The 21,831-nt window shown below is 71.6% G+C and carries 20 protein-coding genes; 6 read left to right on the top strand and 14 right to left on the bottom strand.

Translation table 11 applies throughout. The features are described from left to right. Positions 1-73: 73 nt before the first annotated feature. The 4 genes from FHX52_RS03505 to FHX52_RS03490 are packed head-to-tail and all read right to left on the bottom strand — an operon-like array spanning position 74 to position 5,296. The gene (locus FHX52_RS03505; RefSeq protein ID WP_141819954.1) at positions 74-766 is read right to left on the bottom strand and encodes a thymidine kinase; all 693 of its coding nucleotides are present in this window, start codon (positions 764-766) and stop codon (positions 74-76) included. An 11-nt stretch (positions 767-777) separates the two neighbouring features. After that, on the bottom strand, positions 778-1,923 hold the full coding sequence (locus tag FHX52_RS03500) for an alkaline phosphatase family protein (protein WP_141819952.1): 1,146 nt from the start codon (positions 1,921-1,923) through the stop codon (positions 778-780). Between the two features lie 10 nt (positions 1,924-1,933). Further along, a complete protein-coding gene (locus FHX52_RS03495) occupies positions 1,934-2,551 on the bottom strand; it encodes a DUF5998 family protein (RefSeq protein WP_141819951.1) in 618 nt (205 codons plus the stop codon). A 45-nt stretch (positions 2,552-2,596) separates the two neighbouring features. Continuing rightward, positions 2,597-5,296, bottom strand: coding sequence for a bifunctional acetate--CoA ligase family protein/GNAT family N-acetyltransferase (locus tag FHX52_RS03490; protein ID WP_141819949.1), 2,700 nt, complete (start codon positions 5,294-5,296; stop codon positions 2,597-2,599). Between the two features lie 56 nt (positions 5,297-5,352). Between FHX52_RS03490 and FHX52_RS03485 the strand changes: the two genes are divergently transcribed. From FHX52_RS03485 to FHX52_RS03470, 4 genes are all read left to right on the top strand, one after another. After that, positions 5,353-5,973, top strand: coding sequence for a nitroreductase family protein (locus FHX52_RS03485; protein WP_141819947.1), 621 nt, complete (start codon positions 5,353-5,355; stop codon positions 5,971-5,973). A 56-nt stretch (positions 5,974-6,029) separates the two neighbouring features. Then, positions 6,030-8,534 (top strand): DNA gyrase/topoisomerase IV subunit A, encoded by a 2,505-nt coding sequence (locus tag FHX52_RS03480; protein ID WP_141819945.1) that lies wholly within the window; start codon positions 6,030-6,032, stop codon positions 8,532-8,534. Then, positions 8,531-9,727 (top strand): ferredoxin family protein, encoded by a 1,197-nt coding sequence (locus FHX52_RS03475; protein ID WP_246069594.1) that lies wholly within the window; start codon positions 8,531-8,533, stop codon positions 9,725-9,727. Before FHX52_RS03480 ends, FHX52_RS03475 begins: the two co-directional genes overlap by 4 nt. 76 nt (positions 9,728-9,803) lie before the next feature. Further along, complete coding sequence (locus FHX52_RS03470; protein ID WP_141819943.1) at positions 9,804-10,199, top strand: VOC family protein; 396 nt, start codon at positions 9,804-9,806, stop codon at positions 10,197-10,199. 46 nt (positions 10,200-10,245) lie between these two features. On the opposite strand, the gene FHX52_RS03465 is transcribed toward FHX52_RS03470, so the two are convergent. The 7 genes from FHX52_RS03465 to FHX52_RS03435 all read right to left on the bottom strand — a co-directional run bounded on the left by FHX52_RS03465 (position 10,246) and on the right by FHX52_RS03435 (position 18,045). Next, positions 10,246-11,160 carry a tetratricopeptide repeat protein gene (locus FHX52_RS03465; RefSeq protein ID WP_141819941.1) on the bottom strand — a complete coding sequence of 305 codons (915 nt, stop codon included), beginning with the start codon at positions 11,158-11,160 and terminating at the stop codon, positions 10,246-10,248. After that, on the bottom strand, positions 11,157-12,167 hold the full coding sequence (locus FHX52_RS03460) for a vWA domain-containing protein (protein ID WP_141819939.1): 1,011 nt from the start codon (positions 12,165-12,167) through the stop codon (positions 11,157-11,159). The genes FHX52_RS03465 and FHX52_RS03460 overlap by 4 nt, the downstream gene beginning before the upstream one ends. Next, the gene (locus FHX52_RS03455) at positions 12,164-13,153 is read right to left on the bottom strand and encodes a VWA domain-containing protein (RefSeq protein WP_141819937.1); all 990 of its coding nucleotides are present in this window, start codon (positions 13,151-13,153) and stop codon (positions 12,164-12,166) included. Before FHX52_RS03455 ends, FHX52_RS03460 begins: the two co-directional genes overlap by 4 nt. Then, a complete protein-coding gene (locus FHX52_RS03450; RefSeq protein WP_141819935.1) occupies positions 13,144-13,626 on the bottom strand; it encodes a hypothetical protein in 483 nt (160 codons plus the stop codon). The genes FHX52_RS03455 and FHX52_RS03450 overlap by 10 nt, the downstream gene beginning before the upstream one ends. Then, positions 13,613-14,506: a DUF58 domain-containing protein gene (locus tag FHX52_RS03445; RefSeq protein WP_141819933.1), complete on the bottom strand. Its 894-nt coding sequence runs from the start codon at positions 14,504-14,506 to the stop codon at positions 13,613-13,615. Before FHX52_RS03445 ends, FHX52_RS03450 begins: the two co-directional genes overlap by 14 nt. Positions 14,507-14,524: 18 nt before the next feature. Beyond that, complete coding sequence (locus FHX52_RS03440) at positions 14,525-15,514, bottom strand: AAA family ATPase (protein ID WP_141822011.1); 990 nt, start codon at positions 15,512-15,514, stop codon at positions 14,525-14,527. Between the two features lie 398 nt (positions 15,515-15,912). After that, entirely contained in the window at positions 15,913-18,045 is a 2,133-nt protein-coding gene (locus tag FHX52_RS03435) for a DNA gyrase/topoisomerase IV subunit B (protein WP_141819931.1), read from the bottom strand. Positions 18,046-18,382: 337 nt separating this feature from the next. Between FHX52_RS03435 and FHX52_RS03430 the strand changes: the two genes are divergently transcribed. Both FHX52_RS03430 and FHX52_RS03425 read left to right on the top strand, forming a co-directional pair. Next, positions 18,383-18,604: a DUF7455 domain-containing protein gene (locus tag FHX52_RS03430; protein WP_141819929.1), complete on the top strand. Its 222-nt coding sequence runs from the start codon at positions 18,383-18,385 to the stop codon at positions 18,602-18,604. Between the two features lie 64 nt (positions 18,605-18,668). After that, on the top strand, positions 18,669-19,157 hold the full coding sequence (locus tag FHX52_RS03425; protein WP_141819926.1) for a DUF456 domain-containing protein: 489 nt from the start codon (positions 18,669-18,671) through the stop codon (positions 19,155-19,157). 126 nt (positions 19,158-19,283) lie between these two features. On the opposite strand, the gene FHX52_RS03420 is transcribed toward FHX52_RS03425, so the two are convergent. The 3 genes from FHX52_RS03420 to FHX52_RS03410 form a co-directional block, all read right to left on the bottom strand. Then, positions 19,284-19,682: a DUF3040 domain-containing protein gene (locus tag FHX52_RS03420; protein ID WP_141819924.1), complete on the bottom strand. Its 399-nt coding sequence runs from the start codon at positions 19,680-19,682 to the stop codon at positions 19,284-19,286. A 72-nt stretch (positions 19,683-19,754) separates the two neighbouring features. Further along, a complete protein-coding gene (gene dinB / locus FHX52_RS03415; protein WP_141819922.1) occupies positions 19,755-21,014 on the bottom strand; it encodes a DNA polymerase IV in 1,260 nt (419 codons plus the stop codon). A 42-nt stretch (positions 21,015-21,056) separates the two neighbouring features. Continuing rightward, positions 21,057-21,821 (bottom strand): class I SAM-dependent methyltransferase, encoded by a 765-nt coding sequence (locus FHX52_RS03410; RefSeq protein ID WP_185747065.1) that lies wholly within the window; start codon positions 21,819-21,821, stop codon positions 21,057-21,059. Positions 21,822-21,831: the final 10 nt, after the last annotated feature.

Here is a 21,831-nt window from a genome sequence, read left to right as displayed (position 1 = left end):
GCACTTTGTGAGTCCGGCCGTCCGCCGGCTCGTCGCTCGCAGCATCACGCCGGGCTGCACGTGACCGCAGCGGTCAGTCCGCCTGGGTGATCGGCAGGGGTGGCAACGGGCAGACGTCGAGCTCGAAGGGCAGGACCTCAGCAGACTGGGCGCTCGCCCTGGCCGCGTGCGAGGTCATCCGCCGCATGTAGTGCCGGCGGCAGAGCACCTCGTACTCCACGACGCCCGGCTCTGCGGCGTTCGTGTCACCGACGACGACCTGCTCGCCCTCGACGACCATGGCCCCGTCGACGACGCGGGCGTTGGTCGTCGCGCGCCGGCCGCACCAGCAGAGCGCCTCGACCTGGAGCACCTGCACCCGGTCGGCGAGCTCGATGAGCCGCTTGCTGCCGGGGAAGAGCTCGGTGCGGAAGTCGGCGGTGATGCCGAAGGCGAAGACGTCGACGTCCATCTCGTCGACGATGCGCGCCAGCTGCTCGACCTGCTCGCAGGTGTAGAACTGCGCCTCGTCACAGATGAGGTAGTCGATGCGCTGACCAGCGGTGGCCCGTGAGACGACGCCCTCCCAGAAGTCGAGGTCGTCACCCACCTCGAGCGCGCCCGTCGAGAGGCCGAGCCGCGACGAGAGCACGTTGCTTCCGGCGCGGTCCATCTTCGTGAAGATGAGGCCGACCCGGCCGCGCGCGGCGTGGTTGTGGTCCATCTGCAGAGCGAGGGTCGACTTGCCGCAGTCCATGGTCCCGGAGAAGAAGACGAGCTCAGCCACGGTGCACCACCCTAAGCGCCCCGGCGGGGTGGCACGACGATGACCGGCACGGCGAGCTCGGCCTCGCTCGTCGAGCCGTGCAGCCCGAGCAGGCGCACGATCTCAGGGCGCATGAGCCCCGAGTGCACGACGGCGAAGGACGGCTGCGTCATGACCACGAGGTCGCCGATGCGGGGCTCGACCTCGCGCCGGACCTCGCCGAACCAGCCCTCGTCGAGCAGCTGCTCGCGGGTGCGGACCGCCGCCGACCCGCGCAGGCGCGAGCTCCACAGCGCCGCGACGGCGTCGCGCTCCCCCGCCTCGGTGTAGAGCTGGAGACAGCGTGGCTCGCCGCCGAGGTGGCGTATGCCGTGCATGAGCTCGGGCTCGTGGGCGAGGTCGATGCGCGCCTCGAAGGGCACGTCGACCATGCCGTGGTCGGCGGTGATGACGATCGACGTGTCGTCGGGCACCCGTGCGGCGAGGCGCGAGAGCGCGGCGTCGACCGACTCGACCTCGTCGCCCCACTGCCACGACTGGCACCCGTGCACGTGGCCGACCTTGTCGACCTCGCCCCAGTAGAGGTAGACAAGCGAGCGGTGCGACTCGCGCACGGCCGAGGCGACGGCATCGACCCGGTCATCGAGGGTGAGGCCCGACCGGAACCCGCCACCGCGCAGCGCCGCGGTCGTGAGGCCCGAGCCCTTGAAGTACCACGGCCCGACCATCGTCACGGCGACCCCGGCGTCCTCGAGGACCTCGAAGACCGTCTCGTGGGGCTGCCAGCGCACCGGGTCGGGGCCGTCCTCCCAGGACAGCTCGTTGACGAGGCGGTCGGTGTCGGGGTCGAGCACCTGCATGCCGACGAGGCCGTGCGCGCCGGGCAGCAGGCCGGTGCCGAGGCTGCCCATCGAGGTCGCCGTCGTCGTCGGGAAGCCGCACGGGATCCGGCGCGCCGACGGCAGATGGGACCGCAGGAAGGGGGCGTGCCCGCTGCGCTGGAGCAGCAGGTCGTGCCCGAGGCCGTCGACGAGCACGACGACGGTGCGCGGCACCGCGGGTAGGTCGAAGACGTCGCGGCCGGCATACCGGCTCACCCCGAGGCGGTCGGCGACGGAGGGCAGCACGCTGGCGAGGCTGCCCCGCGACCAGTCGGGGGCCGTCTGGGTGTCGGTCATCGCCGGCGGGTCAGGGCCGGCGGGCGTGGCCGCCGCCGATGCTCGCGGAGAGCACCCGCGCGAAGGCGAGGGCTCGCCCGACGGCGTCCTCGCCGTCGGCCGCCGAGCTGACCCGCAGCGAGATGTCGTCGGAGGCGATCGTGCCCTCGAAGCCGTGGTCGGCGGTGCAGTCGGGGTCGCCGCACTGTGCGGGGATCATGTCGAGTCGGCTGACCGCCCCCCAGCCGAGGGTCAACGTGATGTCGCGACCGTGCGTGCCCGGCGTGAAGGTGTCGGGCTCGCCCACGACGTGGGTCAGCATGACGCCGCGCACCGCGGTGAGCGGCACCGTCTCGGTCGTCGCCGTCGCCATGAGCTTGTCGTCGGGCTCGGCGTGGTCGTCGGCGTGCGCGATGACGAGCCGGTCGGGCGTGACGACGAGGACGGTGACGTGCCGACGCACCGTCTCGCTGTCGAAGGTCGTCTCCTGGTGCACGAGGTGCGACACGACCTCGTCACCCGCGATCGCGGACTCCACGACGTCGACGACGAGCGACGGGTAGTAGCCGGCCCGGTTGATCGCCTCGGTGAGGTCGGCGGGCAGAGTGGGCACCGGCTCCTGGCCGGCCTGGTGGGTCGCACGTCGCATACCCCCATCCTTGCACCAGCGGGCGTGGTGGCCCGCCGGGCAGCCTCAGGTCATGCGGCGGCGTCCGGGGTCCTTGCGCACCAGCGCGGGGCGCACGACGACGTCGGCCCCGAGGACGTCGACGCCGCCGGTCCAGGCGTTGACGGGGTTGAGCTCGACCGACGACATCTCGGGGTGGTCGTCGGCGAGCACCGACAGGCGGGCGATGAGGTCGGCGAGGGCGGCCCGGTGCACGGGCGCGGCGCCGCGGTGGCCGGCGAGCAACGGCGCGGCCTTGACCCCGTCGATGAGGTCGGTGACGTCGACGTCGGTCAGCGGCGGGATGCGGTGTGACACGTCGCCGAGCAGCTCGGTGGGCGGACCGGCCACCGAGAAGCTCACGACGGGTCCGAAGAGGGGGTCCTCGCTCGCTCGGACGACGCAGGAGACGCCGGGCACGGCCATGCGCTGCACGACGAAGCGGTCGGCACCGAGCGGACCGAGGCGGCTCGACAGAGACGCATAGGCGTCACGGACCGACTCCGCGTCGATGAGGTCGCCCCGAACGCCGACGAGGCCCGGCTGGTGGCGCACGACCGGCGAGGTCGACTTGAGGATGACGGGGTAGGTCAGCGTGTCGGCGGCGCGCACGGCGGCCTCGACACCGGTGACCTCGATGGCCGGCCAGAGGCGGATGCCGTAGGCGGACAGCAGCTCGCGGGCCTCGTCCCTCGTGAGGGCTCGGCCCTCGGGGTGGGTCGCGAGGACCGCCTCGGTGAGCCGCTCGACGCGGGCCCGGTCGATGCCGACCGGAGAGACCGACGAGCCGCGGTCGCGCGCGCGCCACTGGGCGTATCGCGTGACGGCGTTGAGGGCCCGGATACCGTCCTCGGGCATCGCGTAGGCGGGGACCGAGCGCGTCACATCACCTTGGACGTAGGACAGCCCGTCACCCACACCCCGCATGCCGAGGAACGTTGCGACACAGGGCTTCTCGTACTTCGCGACGATCTCGCGAACCGCCGTGTGCACCTCCTCGTCCTGAGTGACGAGCGGCGGGATGAAGGCGGCGACGACGCTGTCGACCTCGGGGTCGGCGAAAGCCGCGTCGAGCGCGGTCGCGAACTCCTCGGCCGACGCCTGCGGGAGCAGGGACACCGGCCCGTGCGTGACCTTGAGCCCCCAGCTGAGGCAGGCGCTGGCACTGAGGGCGCCGAGGGCGTCGGAGTTGCCGACGATGGCCACCCGGTCGCCCGCGGGCAGGGGCTGGTGCAGGGTGAGCTGGGCCACGTCGAAGAGCTGGTGGACGTTCTCGACGCGGATCACACCGGCCTGGCGCAGCAGCGCGTCGAAGGCCTGCGGGGGCACGTTGGTCACCCGCGTGCGGTGTCCGGGCGGGGCGGCGAAGCTCGAGACGCCGGAGCTGACGACGATGACGGGCTTGACCTTGGCGAGCTGGCGCGCGATGCGGGAGAACTTGCGCGGGTTGCCCATCGACTCGAGGTAGAGCCCGACGGTGTCGGTGTCCTGGTCGTCGATCCAGTACTGCATGAGGTCGTTGCCGGACACGTCGACCCGGTTGCCCGCCGACGCGAAGACGGAGATGCCGAGGCCGCGGCGGGCTGCCGAGGCGAGCACCGCGACGCCGAGCGCGCCGCTCTGGGCGAAGAGCCCGAGACGCCCGCGCTGCGGCACGACCGAGGCGAGCGTGGCGTTGAGCTGCACCTCGGGGTCGTTGTTGATCAGGCCGAAGCTGTTGGGTCCGATGACGCGCATGCCGGCCCGGCGGACCCGCCGACGGAGCTTCTCCTGGAGCTTGACGCCCTCCTCCCCCGCCTCGGCGAAGCCGGAGGAGAGCACGAGCAGCGCCTTGACGCCGGCCTTGCCGCACTCCTTGACGACACCGACGGTCTGGTCGGCGGGGATGACAAGGATCGCGAGGTCGACCGGCTCGGGCACGTCGCGGATGCTCGGGTAGGTCTTGAGCCCCTGGATCTCGTCAGCCTCGGGGTGGATGGGGTAGAGCTCGCCGCGGAACCCGCCCGCGATGATGTTGGACAGCAGGACCGCGCCGATCGAGTGCGCCCGCCGGCTCGCACCGATGATCGCCACCCGCTCCGGGAAGAGGATGGTGCGCATGCTGCGCGCCTCGGCGCGGTGCTCGCGCGAGAGCTGCACCTCCTTCGACCGCTCGGTCGGGAGGATGTCGAAGGACACCTCGATGACGCCGTCCTCGAAGTGGTGCGAGACCTCGTAGCCGGCCTCCTTGAAGACCATGAGCATCTTGCGGTTCTGGGGCAGCACCTCGGCCGTGAAGCGGGTGATGCCGAGCTCCTGCGCGATCGCGGCGAGGTGCTCGAGCATCACCGACCCGATGCCCTTGCCCTGGAAGTGGTCGGATATGTTGAAGGCCACCTCGGCCGAGGTGGGGTCGATGCGGTCGTAGCGCCCGATGCCGATGATCTCGCCGTCGAGGGTCGCGACGAGCGCCACCCGGTCGTGGTGGTCGACGTGGGTGAAGCGGTAGAGATCGCGCTGGCTCAGCTCACGCAACGGCGCGAAGAACCGCAGGTAGATCGACTCCGGCGACTGCCTCGAGTGGAAGAGCTGGATGCCCTCGGCGTCGTCGGGCGAGATGGGGCGCACGTGCGCGACGGTGCCGTCACGCAGCACGACGTCGGCCTCCCACTCCACCGGCGCACCGCTGGCCTTGGCCGACACCCGCTCCAAGGCGCCGGTGTCGTCAGGTGCGCTCTCCTCCACCATGGGCACATCGTGTCACGTCCCACCGACCGGCCCACCGAAGATGCGACGCTGGCCTCATGGAGTTCACCGACGTCGTCCGCCGCCGCCGCATGGTCCGTCGCTACGACCCCGATCGCGCGGTACCGCGCGAGGTCGTCGAGCGGTGTCTCGACAACGCCGTCCGCGCCCCCAGCGCCGGCTTCAGCCAGGGCTGGGACTTCCTCGTGCTCACCACGGACGAGGAGCGCGAGGCGTTCTGGAGCGCCACGACCACCCCCGGTGCGCCCGACGACCCCTGGCTGGGCGGCATACGGGCGGCGCCGGTGCTCGTGCTCTGCCTCTCGCACAAGGACGCCTACCTCGAGCGCTACGCGGCGGACGACAAGGGCTGGACCGACCGCGACGAGGCCCGCTGGCCGGTGCCCTACTGGGACGTCGACACGGGGATGGCCTCGCTCCTCATCCTGCTGACCGCGACCGACGAGGGCCTCGGCAGCCTCTTCTTCGGAGTGCCGCCGGAGCGGCACGCCGCCGTCCACGAGGCCTTCGCCATCCCGTCCAGCCGTACCGTCGTCGGTGTCGTGTCGATCGGGTATGCCGTCCCGGGGCCCAAGAGCCCCAGCCTCCGTCGGCACCGCCGGACCGGCCAGGAGGTCGCTCACTGGGGTCGTTTCGGCGTGGCAGGTGAGAGGTCGTGACCACCCTGCGCGAAGATGGGGTGTTGACCCGCTAGCGGCAAGGAGCACCACCCGGCATGGCCCGTCGCACGACCACCCCGCCTCCCCCCGAGGACTTCGAGGAGAAGATCGTCGGCATCGACGTCGAGGAGGAGATGCAGAACGCCTTCCTCGAGTACTCCTACAGCGTCATCTACTCCCGGGCGCTGCCCGACGCGCGCGACGGCCTCAAGCCCGTCCAGCGGCGAATCCTCTACGGCGCCAACGAGCTCGGGCTGCGTCCCGACCACGGGCACGTCAAGAGCCAGCGCATCGTCGGCGAGGTCATGGGCAAGTACCACCCCCACGGCGACCAGGCGATCTACGACGCGCTCGTGCGCATGGCACAGTCCTTCACCCTGCGGCTGCCCCTCATCGACGGCCACGGCAACTTCGGCTCGCTCGACGACGGGCCGGCCGCCGCCCGCTACACCGAGGCGCGCATGGCGCCCGCCGCCCTGCTCATGGTCGGCAGCCTCGACGAGGACACCGTCGACTTCGTCCCGAACTACGACGACACCCAGTGGCAGCCCGGCGTGCTGCCCGCCGCCTACCCCAACCTCCTCGTCAACGGCGCGGCCGGCATCGCCGTCGGCATGGCCACCAACATGGCGCCGCACAACCTCGTCGAGGTGATCGGCGCGGCCCGCCACCTCATCGCGCACCCCACGTGCTCGCTCGAGGACCTCATGAAGTTCGTGCCCGGGCCCGACCTGCCGTGCGGCGGCAAGATCGTCGGCCTCGAGGGCATCCGCGACGCCTACCTCACCGGCCGCGGCAGCTTCCGCACCCGCGCCACCGCCCGGGTCGAGGCGCTCACCCCACGCCGCAAGGGCATCGTCGTCACCGAGCTGCCCTACCTCGTCGGGCCCGAGAAGGTCATCGACAAGGTCAAGGACCTCGTGCAGTCCAAGCGACTGCAGGGCATCGCCGACCTCAAGGACCTCTCCGACCGCCAGCACGGGCTGCGCCTCGTCATCGAGATCAAGAACGGCTTCGTGCCCGAGGCCGTGCTCGAGCAGCTCTACAAGCTGACGCCGATGGAGGAGAACTTCGGCATCAACAACGTCGCTCTCGTCGAGGGCCAGCCGCGCACGATGGGGCTCAAGGAGCTGCTGCGGGTCTACGTCGACTTCCGCACCGACGTCGTGCGCCGGCGCAGCGCCCACCGGCTGCGCAAGCGCGAGGAGCGCCTCCACCTCGTCGAGGGCCTGCTCGTCGCCATCGTCGACATCGACGAGGTCATCCAGGTCATTCGCACATCCGACGACGCCGACATCGCCCGCACCCGCCTCATGGACGTCTTCGACCTCGACGAGATCCAGGCGAACTACATCCTCGAGCTGCGCCTGCGTCGCCTGACGAAGTTCTCGCTCATCGAGCTCGAGACCGAGAAGGCCGAGCTCGAGCGGGCCATCGAGGAGCTGCGCGCGCTGCTCGCCGACGAGAGGCTGCTCCTGGGGCTCGTGTCCGACGAGCTGGCCGCCGTCGCCAAGGCGCACGGCACCCCGCGGCGCACGGTCCTGCTCGAGAGCTCGGGTCAGAGCGCCGCAGCCACGGCGAGCAGCCCCCTCGAGGTGAGCGACGACCCCTGCTGGGTGCTGCTCAGCTCGACCGGCCTGCTCGCCCGAACCGGCAGCGCCGAGCCGATCCCCACCGAGGGCTCGCGCTCGAAGCACGACGTCATCATCGGCGCCGTGCGCACCACGGCCCGTGGGGAGTTCGGTCTCGCGACGACGGCCGGCCGGATGATCCGCCTCTCCGCGCTCGACCTGCCGACGCTCCCGCCGACCAACGGCGCACCCAGCCTGTCGGGCGGCGCTCCCCTCGCGGCATACGTCGACCTGCCGAAGGGCGAGGAGCCGGTGACCATCCTGCCGATCGGAGCCGACGCGCCGGTGCTCGCCCTCGGCACCGCGAGCGGCGTCGTCAAGCGGGTGACGCCGGAGGCGCCGAAGAGCGACGAGTGGAGCGTCATCAGTCTCAAGCCGGGCGATCGGGTCGTGGGTGCGGCCGTGGCCGACCGTGACGACCTCGACCTCGTCTTCGTGACGAGCGACGCGCAGCTGCTGCGCTTCGCGGCACGCTCCGTGCGACCCCAGGGGCGGACGGCGGGCGGCATGGCCGGCATCAAGCTGGCCCCCGGCGCGACGGTCGCGTTCTTCGGCGTCGCCGACCCGGCCCGCGACGGTGTCGTCGTCACGTCGTCGGGCAGCTCCGACGCCCTCCCCGGCACCCAGGGCGGCTCGCTCAAGGTGACGCCGTATGCCGAGTACCCGCCGAAGGGTCGCGCCACCGGCGGCGTGCGCTGCCATCGCTTCCTCAAGGGCGAGGACACCCTCGTGCTCGCCTTCGCCGGAAACACCCCGGCCAAGGCCGCCGCCGCGAACGGCGTCGCCATCGAGCTGCCGCCCGCCGACGGACGCCGTGACGGGTCGGGGGTGCCGGCCACGGCCGTCATCGCCCACGTCACGTCGGCGCCCTCGGGAGGCAGCGGCACCACCGGCGACAGCGGTGACAGCGGCCCCGGAGAGTCCGAGTGAGCAAGCGAAGGGTCACTCCGGAGGCTGAGGTCGCGGAGGCTGAGGTCGCGGAGGCTGAGGTCGCGGAGGCTGAGGTCGCGGAGGCTGAGGTCGCGGAGGCTGAGGTCGCGGAGGCTGAGGTCGCGGAGGCTGAGGTCGCGCAGTCCGGGGTTGCGGGGTCGAAGTCCGCAGAAGCGGAGGTCGTGGAGGCGCCGGCTCTCGACGAGCACCCGTCGACCACGGGGCACGGTGCGCCCGCGGAGGACGCCTGCTCGGTGCAGTGGGACCACGACGGCACGAGCGCCTACGGCACGGCTGCGAGCGCCGGCTTCTTCGTCATCGTCGAGCAGTCGGGACCGTGGGGCCGCGACGCCGCCCGGGAGTCGCACCTCGACCCGCTGCTCGGTGCCGAGCTCGACGCCCGCACGAGCCGGGCCGGTGGCCGCTTCATGCTCGTGCGGCGCCCGGGCGGTCACCCGGCACAGGACGGTCCCCGTCGCGTGCTGCTCGCCCACGCCGGCACCACGGAGGTCTCACCCGAGTCGGCTCCGGCTGTGGAGCCGTGGCTGCTCGAGGCACAGGTCGCCGACCCCGGCGAGCTGCTCGGTCTCGACTGGGGCGCCCTCGCCCGTGGCAGCCGCGCGCTCGTCGCAGCCTCGCTGCCCGGCGCGCACGACGCCGAGCCGACGCTGCTCGTGTGCACGAACGGGCGCCGCGACGTCTGCTGCGCAGTGCGCGGCCGGCCGCTCGCTGCGGCCGCGGCGCGGGTGGCGCCGGGACGCGTCTGGGAGGTCTCCCACACAGGCGGTCACCGCTTCGCGCCGACGGCGGTGCTGCTGCCCTGGGGCCAGACCTACGCCCGCCTCGACGAGCAGGGTGCGGCCTGGGTGCTCGGAGCAAGCCGCACCGGCCACACCCCGGCCGAGCTGCTCGGCCCGCTCCACGACCGCGGGCGCTCCGCACTGGCCCCCGCGGCCCAGTGCGCGGAGTCGCACGTGCGATCGCTCATCGGCGAGACCCTGCTGGCGTCCCTCCAGGCGTCGGCCCCGACCCCGTCGTCGGACGGCTCCGACGTCGTCGTGACCCACGCCGACGGCCGACGCTGGCTCGTCCACGTCGTTCGCGTGCCGACGTCACGCACCCGGCCGGAGTCGTGCGGCAAGAAGGCCATCGACGTGCTCGAGCACCGGGCCACGGTCGTCACCTCCCCCTGACGAGGTCGAACACCTCCGGCCCGGCGGGCCCGGTGAGACACTGGGGGCAGAGGCTCGCCCGAACGAGGAGGCTGTCGTGTCCCGCGTGGTCCACTTCGAGATCCAGGTCGACGACGTCGAGCGGGCCAAGGCGTTCTACGCCGCCGCGTTCGGCTGGTCCTTCGAGGACTACGGCCAGTTCACCGGCTCCCCCTACTGGGGCATCGTGACGGGTGCCGACGACGAGCCGGGCATCAACGGGGGCCTGCTGCAGCGGACGGCTCCTGCGCCTGCGCCGGGCCAGGGGGCGAACGCCTTCGTCGCGACGATCGGTGTCGCCGACTACGACGAGACCGAGCGCCGCATCCTCGCCGCCGGCGGGCAGGTCGCACTGCCGAAGACGGCCCTCACCGGCATGGCGTGGCAGGGCTACTACCTCGACACGGAGGGCAACACCTTCGGGGTCCACCAGCCCGACCCCGACGCGGCCTAGCAGCCTGCGGGGTTGGATTCGCGCCCTCACGCGGTGACGGTAGGGCTCACCACGGCTTGGGGTAGGTCGGACCATCGCCACCCGCGGCGCCGCGCTGGTCCTCGCCGAGCTGCTGGTTGCGCTCGATGGTGTTCTGACGCTGCTGCTCCTGGAGGAAGTCCTGCTGCTCCTGGCTCGGGGTGTTGTCGGGGTTCGGCGTCGGCTCCGGGGAGGGGGTCGGCTGCTGGCCCGGCGTGTCGCCCGGCTGCTCCGGGGGCGTCTCCGGCTGCGGCTGCGGGTCCGCGCTCTTGTCCTCCATGCGCTGCTGCGCCTGCTGCAGCTGGTCTCCGGTCTGCCCACCCTCGGGGGCGTCGCAGAGCGGCGGCCGTTGGCTCGTGGTCTGGATCCCCTTCTCGTAGAACTGCTTCCACTCCGTCGTGCGCTCCTTGGCCTTGGCTGCGTCACCGAGCGCCTCGTAGGTGAGACCGAGGTTGACCCTGACCTTGCACTCGTCGATGCCGCCCTTGGGCACCTGCTCGAGGGCCTGCTCGAACCACGGGCGAGCCTGCTCGAAGTTGCCGGTCAGCACGTGCGCGTCACCGATCGCGAAGGGTGACCGGAACTGCTCGACGATGTTGACCCACCCCTGGCGCTCCCCCCACTCCTGCGTGGCGCCGCGGTCGCCGGCCTCGTAGGCCGCGAGCGTCTGCCCGGCGACGAGGTTGAGGCTCAGCAGGCGCAGCGCCGCCAGGACGAGCAGCACGACGACGGGCAGGCTGGCGAGCAGCAGTCTGCGGCGGCGCCGGCGTTGCTGGGGGCTCATCGGAGGGCGGGGCCCCTTCTCCGAGCCGTCCCTGCCCCGCCGCCAGCCCGAGGGGGTATGCCGTGTGGCGCGGGCTGCCCCGTCATCCCGGCCGGCCGAGGTGGCCGGGTCGTCGAGCAGCACGCCGGGCTCGCGGTCACGGTGCGGGTCGGTGCTCACAGGGGGGCCTCCTTGCGGCGACGGGCCTGTGCGAGGGCGGCGAGGCTCGCACCGAGCTCCCACACGGCGAGTCCGGCCACCCCGATGAGCAGCGGCCAGTAGAGCTCCTGACGGGACCGGACCCGCTGCTGTTCGACCTCGTCGCTCGTGCCGAAGCGGTCGAGGTCGATGCCCGCGACCACGGGGTCGATCGGGTCACCCGAGTCGCGGTGGACGTAGGGCAGGCCCAGCTGCTCGCCGATGCGGCGCAGGTTGCCCTCGTCGATGACGGACCGGGCGTCCTCGCCGGTCGCCGGGTCGATGATGTAGGACGTGGTCGTGTCGAAACGCGCCCGGGTGGCCTTCATCCGGCCGCCCTGGGTCGTGCCATAGCCGAGCACGGCGCCCCCTCCGACGAGCCGCTTGTCGATGGTGAACGGCGCGGGCGGCTCGGACGCGGTCTGCTCACCGTCGCCGAGGTAGAACACCAGCCTCCCGCGATCGGGGGTGCGCTCCTCCGACTGCTCGAGCATCCGCCCCAGCCGCTCGTCGGCTGCCGTGATGGACGAGCCGCGGGAGTACTCGGAAGCCTCGGGCAGCAGCGTCTCGAGCGCGGCCTCGAGCGCGTTGGAGTCGGTCGTCAACGGCAGCCGCACCCGGGTGGCTTGGTCGAAGGTGATGACGGAGTAGCGCGCGCCGGGCAGCGCCTCGGTGATCGCTGCGATGTCCGCCTGCACGCCGGCGATGCGGGGGCGCTCGTTGCCGTAGTCCTCGGCGATGATGCTGCTCGTCGTGTCGACGACGAAGTAGACGTTGAGGTTCGCGGCAGAGGCGTTGACCTCGTCGCCCGGCACGGCTGGTCGGAGCGAGGCGATGCCGAGGAGCACGACCATGAGGGTGAGGCGCCAGTGGGTGGCCCGCGACTCCCCCGGCACCGAGCTCGACGCGGGGTTCCACCAGACGGCCACGAGCGCCGCCACGACGAGGACGAGCAGCACCGGCCACGGTCCCACGGGCAGGAAGGTCACGACCGCCACCTCCGGCTCGCCCCGACGACCCCGACGAGACCGAGGCCGGCCAGGGCGATGGGCACCCCGGGGTTGTCGGTTTGCAGGGCCCGGGCCGACGAGTCGATGAGCGCGGCCTCCTGAGCCTGTACGGCATCGACGATGCCGCCGATGGCGCTCGTGTCGCTCATCGCGAAGTAGCGACCCGCTGTGCCCTCGACGACCTGACGCATCTCGACGGCCTCACGGTCGACGCCGTCCTCCTCGGGGTTGAGGCCGTAGACGCGCACCCCCTTGGCCTTGGCCAGCTCGCCCGCCTCGACGACGTCGATGATGGGGCGGCCGGCGAGGTGGTTGTCCGTCGCGAAGACGAGCGACCGGGGGCGCTGCGTGTCGACGCGGTCGAAGCTCGAGACGCAGGTGGCCAGGCCGTCGCCGATGAGCGAGGTGCCCCTGCCGTTGAAGGTTCCGGCGAAGAACGACTCGAGGTCCGGCTCACCCGCGAGGGCGCGCCCTGCGACGTCGAGCTCCTCGTTGATGAAGTCGTAGTCGTCGGTGAGGGGGAAGACGGTCGCCGCCGACGAGTTGAAGATGACGAGACCGATGCGCTCGCCCTCGAACCGCGTGACGAGACGCTTGAAGGTCGAGACCAGCTCGGCGTCGTAGGCGGCCATCGAGCCGGAGATGTCGAGGCAGAGCATGATGTCGCGGTTGCGGGTCTCGGGCCGCTCGATCGTCGTGTCGAGGGGGCGAGCGGCGCCGACGAGGGCGGCCCCGCCGAGCAGCACAGCGCTCGCGGCGAGGACGGCCATCCGGATGCGGTGGGTGCGCAGCGCCCTGCGGTACTCCGGCAGGGCCGTCAGGGCCGAGCTGTTGGCGACCGCGGAGGTCGCGCGCGCGGACCGGCGCGACAGATGGCGCACTACCGCGGCAGTCGCGACGACGGCCACGAGCAGACCGACGGTGAGCACGGCGGGGAACCTCAGGTCGAGGCCGGTCAGCTCCATCGGCCCACCACCTGCTTGGCCACTTCGCCGGCACCGGCCAGGGTCTGTGCCTCGTGCGGACCGAACTCGCCGGGGTAGAGCTGGCCGACGACCTGCGACACCGGGGTCAGGCGCTCCCCCGTCGCCGTCAGCTCGGTGAGGGTCATCGTCGGCGCGTGGATGCCCGACACCTCCTGCACGAAGTGGCGCACGAGCACGCTCAGCTGCTGGTGGCCGGCCCGCTGGGTGATCTCCCCCCGGTCCGCGCGGCCGAGGACGAGATCGATCTGGCGCGTGTAGTCCTCGCGCAGCCGCGACAGGCGGTCGGTCGTCACGCGGGCCGGGATGCGCACCCGGGCGGGCCGGGTCGAGCTCCACACGAAGACGTACCAGAGGACGACGAGCGCGAGGATGCCGACGCCGATCCACAGCCACCGGCCGGCATACAGGTCGGGGGCGTAGAAGCCCGGCGGCGGCGGGTCAGCGACGCGCACCGCGCTGCCTCTCGAGCAGGCCGAAGACGGCTGTCACGACCTCGTCCGACGAGCCGATCCGCACATGGTTGATGGCACGGCGGTCGAGCAGCTCAGCCGTGCGCCGCACGCGCTGCTCCACGGCCGCGGCATACGCCTGCCGCACCTTGGGGTCGAGGCGCACGAGCGTCGGCAGCGGCTCGCGGTCGGAGACGTCGTATGCCGTCCGGTCGCCTCCGATGGCCGTCGGGTCGGCGTCCTCGACGGTGATCCAGAGGATCTCGTGCTGCACGTGGAGGCGGCGCAGCAGCTCGTCGAGCGCGGGGTCGAGGTCGCGGTCGTCGGCCACGACGACGAGGAAGAGACGGCGTCGGACGTTGCTGACGATCCAGCGCAGCTGCGTGGCGAGGTTGCTCTGGTCGGCGTCGAGGGTCGTGGCCGCGTCGATGGCGCGCAGCAGCAGCTCGAGATGGGTCTCGGTTCCGCGAAGGTCGTGGGCGACCGTCGATGTGGCCGTGCCCCGGATGAGCCCGACGAGGTCACCGTGCCGCTGCGCGAGGTAGCCGACGAGACCGGCGGCGCAGATGGCCACCGCCGACTTGGGCTCGCCGCTGCGGGTCGTGGCCGCCATCCCGCGCCCGGTGTCGACGACGAGCATGAGGCTCTGCTTGCGGGTCGCGACGTAGCGCTTGACGAGCGGTGACGTGTGCCGCGCCGTGGCCTTCCAGTCGATGTCGCGCACCTCGTCGCCGGGCACGTAGGCGCGCAGGTCGTCGTAGTCGAGGCTGCGGCCGTGGAACGCCGAGGCGTACTCCCCCTCGAGCATGCTGCGCGAGCGCCGACGGGCGTGGACGAAGAGCTTGCTCTTCACCCGCGTCAGCAGCGTCGTCGTCACGGCCATGTCCCCTTGCCCCGCCCGTCAGGGCGTGCGGATCCCGCCCACCATGGCGTCGATGACGTGCTCGACGGGCACGTCGTCGGCCGCGGCCTCGAAGCCGAGCGACACCCGGTGGCGCAGGACGCGGTGGGTCAGCGCCTTGACGTCGTCGGGGACGACGTGGTTTCGCCCGTCGACGAGCGCCCGGGCCCGGGCCGCCGCCATGAAGGCGATGCTCGCGCGGGGGCTCGCACCGTAGTCGACATAGGCGGCCAGCCGGGCCTCGATGTAGTCGCGCGGGTGGCGGGTGACGTAGCCGATGCCGACGATGTAGTTGACGATCGCGGGGTCGACGTAGACGCGTGAGACGAGGCCCTGGAGGCGCTTGACGTCGGGGATGGACACGACCGGCCCGGAGATGCCCTCGAAGACGCCGGAGTCGATGCGGCGCAGCACCTCGGCCTCCTCCGCGGGTGACGGGTAGTCGAGCACGTCCTTGAGGGTGAAGCGGTCCATCTGCGCCTCGGGCAGCGGGTAGGTGCCCTCCTGCTCGATGGGGTTCTGGGTCGCGAGGACGAGGAACGGGTCGGGCAGCGCATAGCTGCGGTCGCCGATCGAGGTCTGCCGCTCCTGCATCGCCTCGAGCATCGCCGACTGGGTCTTGGCGCTGCTGCGGTTGATCTCGTCGAGGAGCACGACGTTGGCGTGCACGGGGCCGAGCTGGGTCTCGAAGGTGCCGCTCACCTGGTTGTAGACCTGCGTGCCGACGATGTCGCTCGGCAGCAGGTCGGGCGTGCACTGGATCCGGTGGAAGGTGCCGCCGACGGCCTGGGCCATCGTCTGCGCGGCCGTCGTCTTGGCGAGGCCGGGCACGCTCTCGAGCAGCACGTGCCCACCCGTCAGCAGGGCGATGAGGAGCGTCTCGTGCAACCGCGACTGGCCGACGACCTTGGCCGTGAAGGCTCCGGAGATCGAGCTGATGGTGTCCTGGGCCCAGCGCAGCTCGTCGCTCGTGAGGTAGGGGCTGGGCACAGGAGCGGTGCGCTCGGCCGGGAGGTCGATCGAGGCGACGGCGACGTCGTCGTGGACGGCTCCGTTGGTGCTCTCCCCTGGGGCGGCATGGGCCGGCGGCACCTGCGCATCGTCGACCGGGCCGGTCGGGACCTCCACCGTGAAGGCGCCGACCCCGGCGCCGCCCCCGGTACCGTCGCGGTCCCACGGTGCGTGGTGGTCGTCGGGGGTCGACTCCCCGGTGTTCGCGTCTCCCACGTTCGACTCCCCTTCCGGCGACGTCCGGTGTCGCGAGTCACACCGGACGCTCATGGTAAGCACGGGTTGCTGTGCTGTGCGCAGTCACCTGCTGCGTTGGGCGGGCGAAGGGTGTGCACACCACACGGCATACGTGACGGCCCGCTGGCCCGCGGCGCCGCTCAGGCGTCGATGCGCTCGCGGTCGATGTCGGTGGCGGACTCGATGATGAAGTCCTTGCGCGGGGCGACCTCGTTGCCCATGAGCAGCTCGAAGGTGCGCTCGGCTGCCTCGAGGTCACGCATCGTCACCTGCCGCAGGGTGCGGTGGCGCGGGTCCATTGTCGTGTCGGCGAGCTGGTCGGCGTCCATCTCACCGAGACCCTTGTAGCGCTGCATCGGCTGCTTCACCTTCTTGCCCGACTTCTCGAGCCGCGTCAGCGTGCGCCGCATCTCCAGCTCGTTGAAGGTGTAGATGAGGTCGTTCTTCTTGGACCCGGCGTTGATGACCTCGATGCGGTGCAGCGGCGGCATCGCGGCGAAGACGCGGCCGGCCTCGACGAGCGGGCGCATGTAGCGGAAGAAGAGCGTCAGCAGCAGGGTGCGGATGTGGGCGCCGTCGACGTCGGCATCGGTCATGATGATGACCTTGCCGTAGCGGGCGGCCGCGAGGTCGAAGCTGCGGCCGGAGCCGGCGCCGATGACCTGGATGATCGAGGCGCACTCGGCGTTCTTCAGCATGTCGCTGACCGACGCCTTCTGGACGTTGAGGATCTTGCCGCGGATCGGCAGCAGCGCCTGGAACTCCGAGGACCGCGCCTCCTTGGCCGTGCCCATCGCGGAGTCTCCCTCGACGATGAACAGCTCGGAACGCTCGACGTCGGTCGTGCGGCAGTCGCGCAGCTTGCTCGGCAGGGTCGAGCTCTCGAGGGCGTTCTTGCGGCGCTGGGTCTCCTTGTGCAGCCGCGCGCTGATGCGCGACTTCATCTCGGAGACCACCTTCTCGAGCAGCAGCGAGGCCTGGGCCTTGTCGCCGCGCTTGGGCGAGGTGAGGCGCGCCGTCAGCTCCTGCTCGACGACCTTGGCGACAATGGCGCGCACCGCGTTGGTGCCGAGCACCTCCTTGGTCTGCCCCTCGAACTGCGGCTCGGCCAGGCGCACGGTGACGACCGCCGTCATGCCGGCGAGGATGTCGTCCTTCTCGGGCTTGTCGCCACCGACCTTGAGCCGGCGCGCGTTGAGCTCGAGCTGGCGGCGGAACACCTTGACGATCGCCTGCTCGAAGCCCGCGACGTGGGTGCCGCCCTTGGGCGTGGTGATGATGTTGACGAACGACTGCATGCGCGTGTCGTAGCCCTGGCCCCAGCGCAGGGCGATGTCGACCCCGCACTCGCGCTCGAGCTCGGTCGGGGTCATGTGGCCGTTGACGTCGAGCACGGGCACCGTCTCGCGGAAGGTGCCGGAGCCCTCGAGGCGCCACACGTCGGTCACGGCCGTGTCGGGGGCGAGGAACTCGACGAAGTCGGTGATGCCGCCGTCGTGCTGGAAGACCTCCTCCACGGGACCGTCGGCGCCGGGAGTGCCGGGGATGCGGCGCTCGTCACGGATGACGAGGCGCAGGCCCGGGACGAGGAAGGAGGTCTGTCGGGCACGTCCGGCGATGGCCTCGTAGTCGAGCTCGGCGTCCTTGAGGAAGATCTGCCGGTCGGGCCAGAACCGCACGCGCGAGCCGGTGACGCCGCGTCTGGCCTTGCCGACGACGGGCAGGGCGCTCTTCTTCTCGTAGGGGGTGAACTCGGAGTCGGGCGAGTGCACGGGCGAGCGGTCGGTGAAGGTGCCGGGCTCACCGCGGCGGAAGCTCATGCCGTAGGTCTTGCCGCCGCGGTCGACCTCGACGTCGAGGCGGGCTGACAGGGCGTTGACGACCGAGGCGCCCACCCCGTGGAGGCCACCTGTGGCGGCATACGACGCGCCGCCGAACTTGCCACCTGCGTGCAGCTTCGTGAAGACGACCTCGACGCCGGACAGCCCGGTGCGCGGCTCGATGTCGACGGGGATGCCCCGGCCGTCGTCGCGCACCTCGATGGATCCGTCGCTGCTGAGGATGACCTGGATGTCGGTGCACACCCCGGCCAGCGCCTCGTCGACGGCGTTGTCGATGATCTCCCACAGGCAGTGCATGAGGCCGCGCTGGTCGGTCGAGCCGATGTACATGCCCGGGCGCTTGCGCACCGCCTCGAGGCCCTCGAGGACCTGCAGATGGCGCGCGGTGTAGTCGCCGGTGCCGTTGGGTGCGGGGCGTGAGGCGGAGGCCACAGTCGATCTCTCTCGTTTCGGTCTGATGGCCGGGTCGCCGGCTGCACCCGAAGCCTAACGACCCTTGGTGACGACGCCCGTGTGCCACGCGGATCGAGCGGTTCGGGGGTGCCACGGGGCGCCACAGGGGGGCCGCAGGGGTGGACACGACGTAACGATCCGGGCATGACGGAGGTCTCACAGATCGAGCCTGCCGATGGGGAAGGTTCGAACGTGATTCACTGTTGGAACATCCGCGACAACGAATCGGGCGCCGCAAGGCAATCACGGTGTCGCTGGTAACTGGCAGGGTCACCCTTCGGGGAGACCCTCGACGGGTAGAGAGAAGGCGAGCAAGATGACGACAGCACTGGCACCCGAGTTGACTGCGGCTGACCGCTGCGACCGGTGTGGAGCCCAGGCCTACATCCGCGCCCGCCTTGTGACCGGCGGTGAGCTGCTGTTCTGCGCCCACCACGGTCGTGAGCACCTGCCGGCGCTGATGGACAAGGCCGTCGACGTCCTCGACGAGACGGAGCGCCTCCAGGAGACGCGCATCTCGTCCATGGACGAGCACTGAGCGGATCGAGGCACGACCCCGGCAAGGACGCCCACGCCTGTCCTGACGCGCTGAGCGCACGACGGTGATCACCGGAACGAACGTTCTGGTGGGCATCGTCATGCTCATCGGCACGGTCGGGATCGTCGCACCCGTCCTTCCGGGGCTGTTCCTCGTCTGGGCGGCCACCCTCCTGTGGGCCATCGAGGTCCACTCCACCGCCGGGTGGATCACCTTCGCGATCGCCACGCTGCTGTATGCCGCCGGGCTCGTCGCGCAGTACCTGCTGCCCGGGCGCCGGATGAAGCGTGCGGGTGTCGACTCGAGGTTCGTCGCGGTGGCGCTCGTCGTGGCCGTCGTCGGCTTCTTCGTCATCCCGGTCATCGGCGCGGCGATCGGCTTCGTCGCGACGATCTTCCTGCTCGAGCTCGCCAAGCACCGCAGCGCGGGTGTCGCGTGGCACGCGACCGTGCACGCCATCAAGGCCGTCGGGCTCAACATCGGCCTCGAGCTGGGGACGGCGTTCGCCATCATCACGACCTGGGCGATCGCGGTCTACCTCACGCGCCCCTGACACTGCGTGCGCCCCTGACACTGCGCGCGAAACAACCGTCCGGGACGGCAGTCCGAGGACGCACCATGTCGTCCGACGCCGAAGGTCGACGCGCGGATCACCGGACGCTTGGGCCGGCGGCCCGTGTCACCACTGGTCGCGGCGACGCTTCTCCCAACGCTCTTCCATGCGCTCCATGAAGGTGCCGTGCTTCGTCGCACCGGCGTTGGGCCGTCCGGCCCGCGGCTTCGGCGTGCCGTCGGAGCCGACGGCCGCGAGCTTGGTCTTCGAGGGGGTGATGGCGTAGACGATGCCGGCCACCATGATCGCGAACCCGATCGCACCGAGCCAGATGAGGCTCGACATCGCCGAGACGACCACCAGTGCGAGGCCGGCGACAGCAGCAACGACGCCGATGACGACGCGACCGCGACCCACCCCTCGCGACTTGGTCTTCTCGATCCGCGACGCGAAGCGCGGATCCTCGGCGTAGAGCGCCTCCTCCATCTGTTGGAGCAGAGCCTCTTCGTGTTCCGAGAGTGCCACGTGGCACCTCCCTGTGCGATCTCGACGTACCCGAAGCCTAAGTCGGGAATGGCCGACGCGGACGTGTTTCCCTCAGGATAATTCGCGTCGCTCCCGTTGGGAACCCGAGGGTCGGTCAGGCATGAGACTCGCCGGTCTCACCGAGCCGGCCCCGAAGCGTGCACTGGCTCGGTCCACGGCTCGATCCGCGTCACGCCATCCGTGCTCAGGCTCGTCGAGTCGTGCTTGGATGGGCGCCTGAGCGGCAGGAACGAGCCCTTCGAGGCGCACGCCGACGAGACGGATGCGCGCCCGCTGCAGACCGAGCCGGTCGTAGAGCTCGCGGGCTGTGTCGAAGATCTCACGCGAGACGTCGGTGTGATGGCGCAGGGTCTTGGCGCGGGTGATCGTCGTGAAGTCGGCGAAGCGCACCTTGATCGAGACGGTGCGCCCCGTCATGCCGGCCGACCGGGCCCGCGCAGCGGTGCGGTCGGCGAGCCGGAGCAGCTCGCGATGGATCCGCGCCGGGTCGTCGATGTCGTGCGCGAAGGTCTCGTCGGCGCCGATGGACTTCTCGCGCCGCTCGGGCACGACCGCCCTCGGGTCGCGCCCCCAGGCGAGGTCGTGCAGGCCTCGCCCGGCACTGTCGCCGAGCGCGCGCTGCAGGGTCTCGACCGGGGTGTGGGCGAGGTCGGCGACGGTGCGCAGCCCGAGCCGGTGCAGGTGCTCCTCGGTGCGGTCACCGACGCCCCAGATCGCCCCGACCGGCAGCTGGTGCAGGAAGGCGACGACCTCGTCGCGAGGCACGACGATGAGGCCGTCTGGCTTGGCGAGGCTCGAGGCCAGCTTGGCGACGAACTTCGTCGGCGCGATGCCGACGGAGCAGGTGATGCCCTGCTCGTCGGCGATGGTGTCGCGCAGCTGCTCGCCGATCTGGGTGGGGCGGCCGAGGCGGCGCACGGCGCCGGCGACGTCGAGGAAGGCCTCGTCGAGCGACAGCGGCTCGACGCTGTCGGTGATCGACGCGAAGGTCGCCATGATCGCGTCGGAGATGGCGGCGTAGCGCCGGTGGTCGGGCTCGATGATGACCGCCTGCGGGCAGAGGCGCCTCGCCCTGGCCATCGGCATCGCCGACGTGACGCCGAAGGCGCGGGCCTCGTAGGTGGCCGAGAGCACGACGGATCGTCCGCTCGCCCCACCGATGATGACCGGCTTGCCCCGCAGCTCGGGTCGCGAGATGAGCGAGGCGGAGGCGTAGAAGGCGTCCATGTCGACGTGCAGGACGGTGCACCCGGTGTCATCGGGCGGCTCGGCGTCGGTGCGGGTCGGCGCGGTGAACTGGCGGCGGCTCATCGACGGCCTCCGTCGAGGTCGCCGCGACGTCGCGGGCTGGGGTCAGTCGCGGCGAGCCAGGACGTGCAGGCCATTGCCGAGGGTCCGGAGGAATTCACGGCCGGAGCCGGAGACGAGCAGCTCGTCGAGCTCGGCGAGCGCGGCCCGGTCGGCCTCGGAGTCGACGTGGGCGGCCGGCACGAGGTGGCCGAGGATGCCGGTGCCGCGCACGTGGACGTCGGTGAAGCCGGCCTCGGCGAGCAGGGCCTCGAGCTGGTCGACGTCGAAGCGTCGCGGCAGCGGGTCGGTGCTGCCCCACCGCCCGGACGGGTCGGTGAGAGCGGCCCGCGCCTGCCCGAACTCGCCCGCGATGGCCTTGGCGAAGACGACGGCGAGACGCCCCGACACGAGCAGGGAGAGACGCCCGCCGGGACGCAGGGCATCGGCTGCGGCGCGCAGGGTCGCGGCCGGGTCGTCGACGACCTCGAGGGTGCCGTGGCAGCAGACGAGGTCGACCTGGCGGTCACCGAGCACCGCGGCGAGCGAGTCACCGTCGCCCTGCACACCGATGACGTGGTCCTCGATGCCGGACTCCCGGGCACGTCGGCGCAGCGCGGCGAGCGCGTCGGGGCTGGGGTCGACGACCGTGACGTCGTGCCCGGCCTCGCCGAGCGGCACGGCGACACCGCCGGTGCCGCCACCGAGGTCGAGCACCTCGAGTGGGCGTCCGAGCTCGGCCGACATCTCGGAGGCCAGGGCAGTGACGGAGGAGACGACCGCCGAGGGCCGGACCGCGCCGTGTCTCTGGGGGCGCTGCTCGTCGGGCACGGGGTCCTCC

The organism is Humibacillus xanthopallidus (genome assembly GCF_006717145.1).
GTDB lineage: Bacteria > Actinomycetota > Actinomycetes > Actinomycetales > Dermatophilaceae > Humibacillus > Humibacillus xanthopallidus.
The sequence above is the reverse complement of the archived record's forward strand: the minus strand, read 5'-3'. Positions and strand labels throughout refer to the sequence as shown.

Excerpts from the sequence above, each read along its gene's own strand:
- FHX52_RS03500 (WP_141819952.1), bottom strand. The coding sequence starts at position 1,923 with ATGACCGACACCCAGACGGCCCCCGACTGGTCGCGGGGCAGCCTCGCC.
- FHX52_RS03495 (WP_141819951.1), bottom strand. The coding sequence starts at position 2,551 with ATGCGACGTGCGACCCACCAGGCCGGCCAGGAGCCGGTGCCCACTCTG.
- FHX52_RS03490 (WP_141819949.1), bottom strand. The coding sequence starts at position 5,296 with ATGGTGGAGGAGAGCGCACCTGACGACACCGGCGCCTTGGAGCGGGTG.
- FHX52_RS03485 (WP_141819947.1), top strand. The coding sequence starts at position 5,353 with ATGGAGTTCACCGACGTCGTCCGCCGCCGCCGCATGGTCCGTCGCTAC.
- FHX52_RS03480 (WP_141819945.1), top strand. The coding sequence starts at position 6,030 with ATGGCCCGTCGCACGACCACCCCGCCTCCCCCCGAGGACTTCGAGGAG.
- FHX52_RS03455 (WP_141819937.1), bottom strand. The coding sequence starts at position 13,153 with ATGGAGCTGACCGGCCTCGACCTGAGGTTCCCCGCCGTGCTCACCGTC.
- FHX52_RS03445 (WP_141819933.1), bottom strand. The coding sequence starts at position 14,506 with ATGGCCGTGACGACGACGCTGCTGACGCGGGTGAAGAGCAAGCTCTTC.
- FHX52_RS03430 (WP_141819929.1), top strand. The coding sequence starts at position 18,383 with ATGACGACAGCACTGGCACCCGAGTTGACTGCGGCTGACCGCTGCGAC.
- dinB (WP_141819922.1), bottom strand. The coding sequence starts at position 21,014 with ATGAGCCGCCGCCAGTTCACCGCGCCGACCCGCACCGACGCCGAGCCG.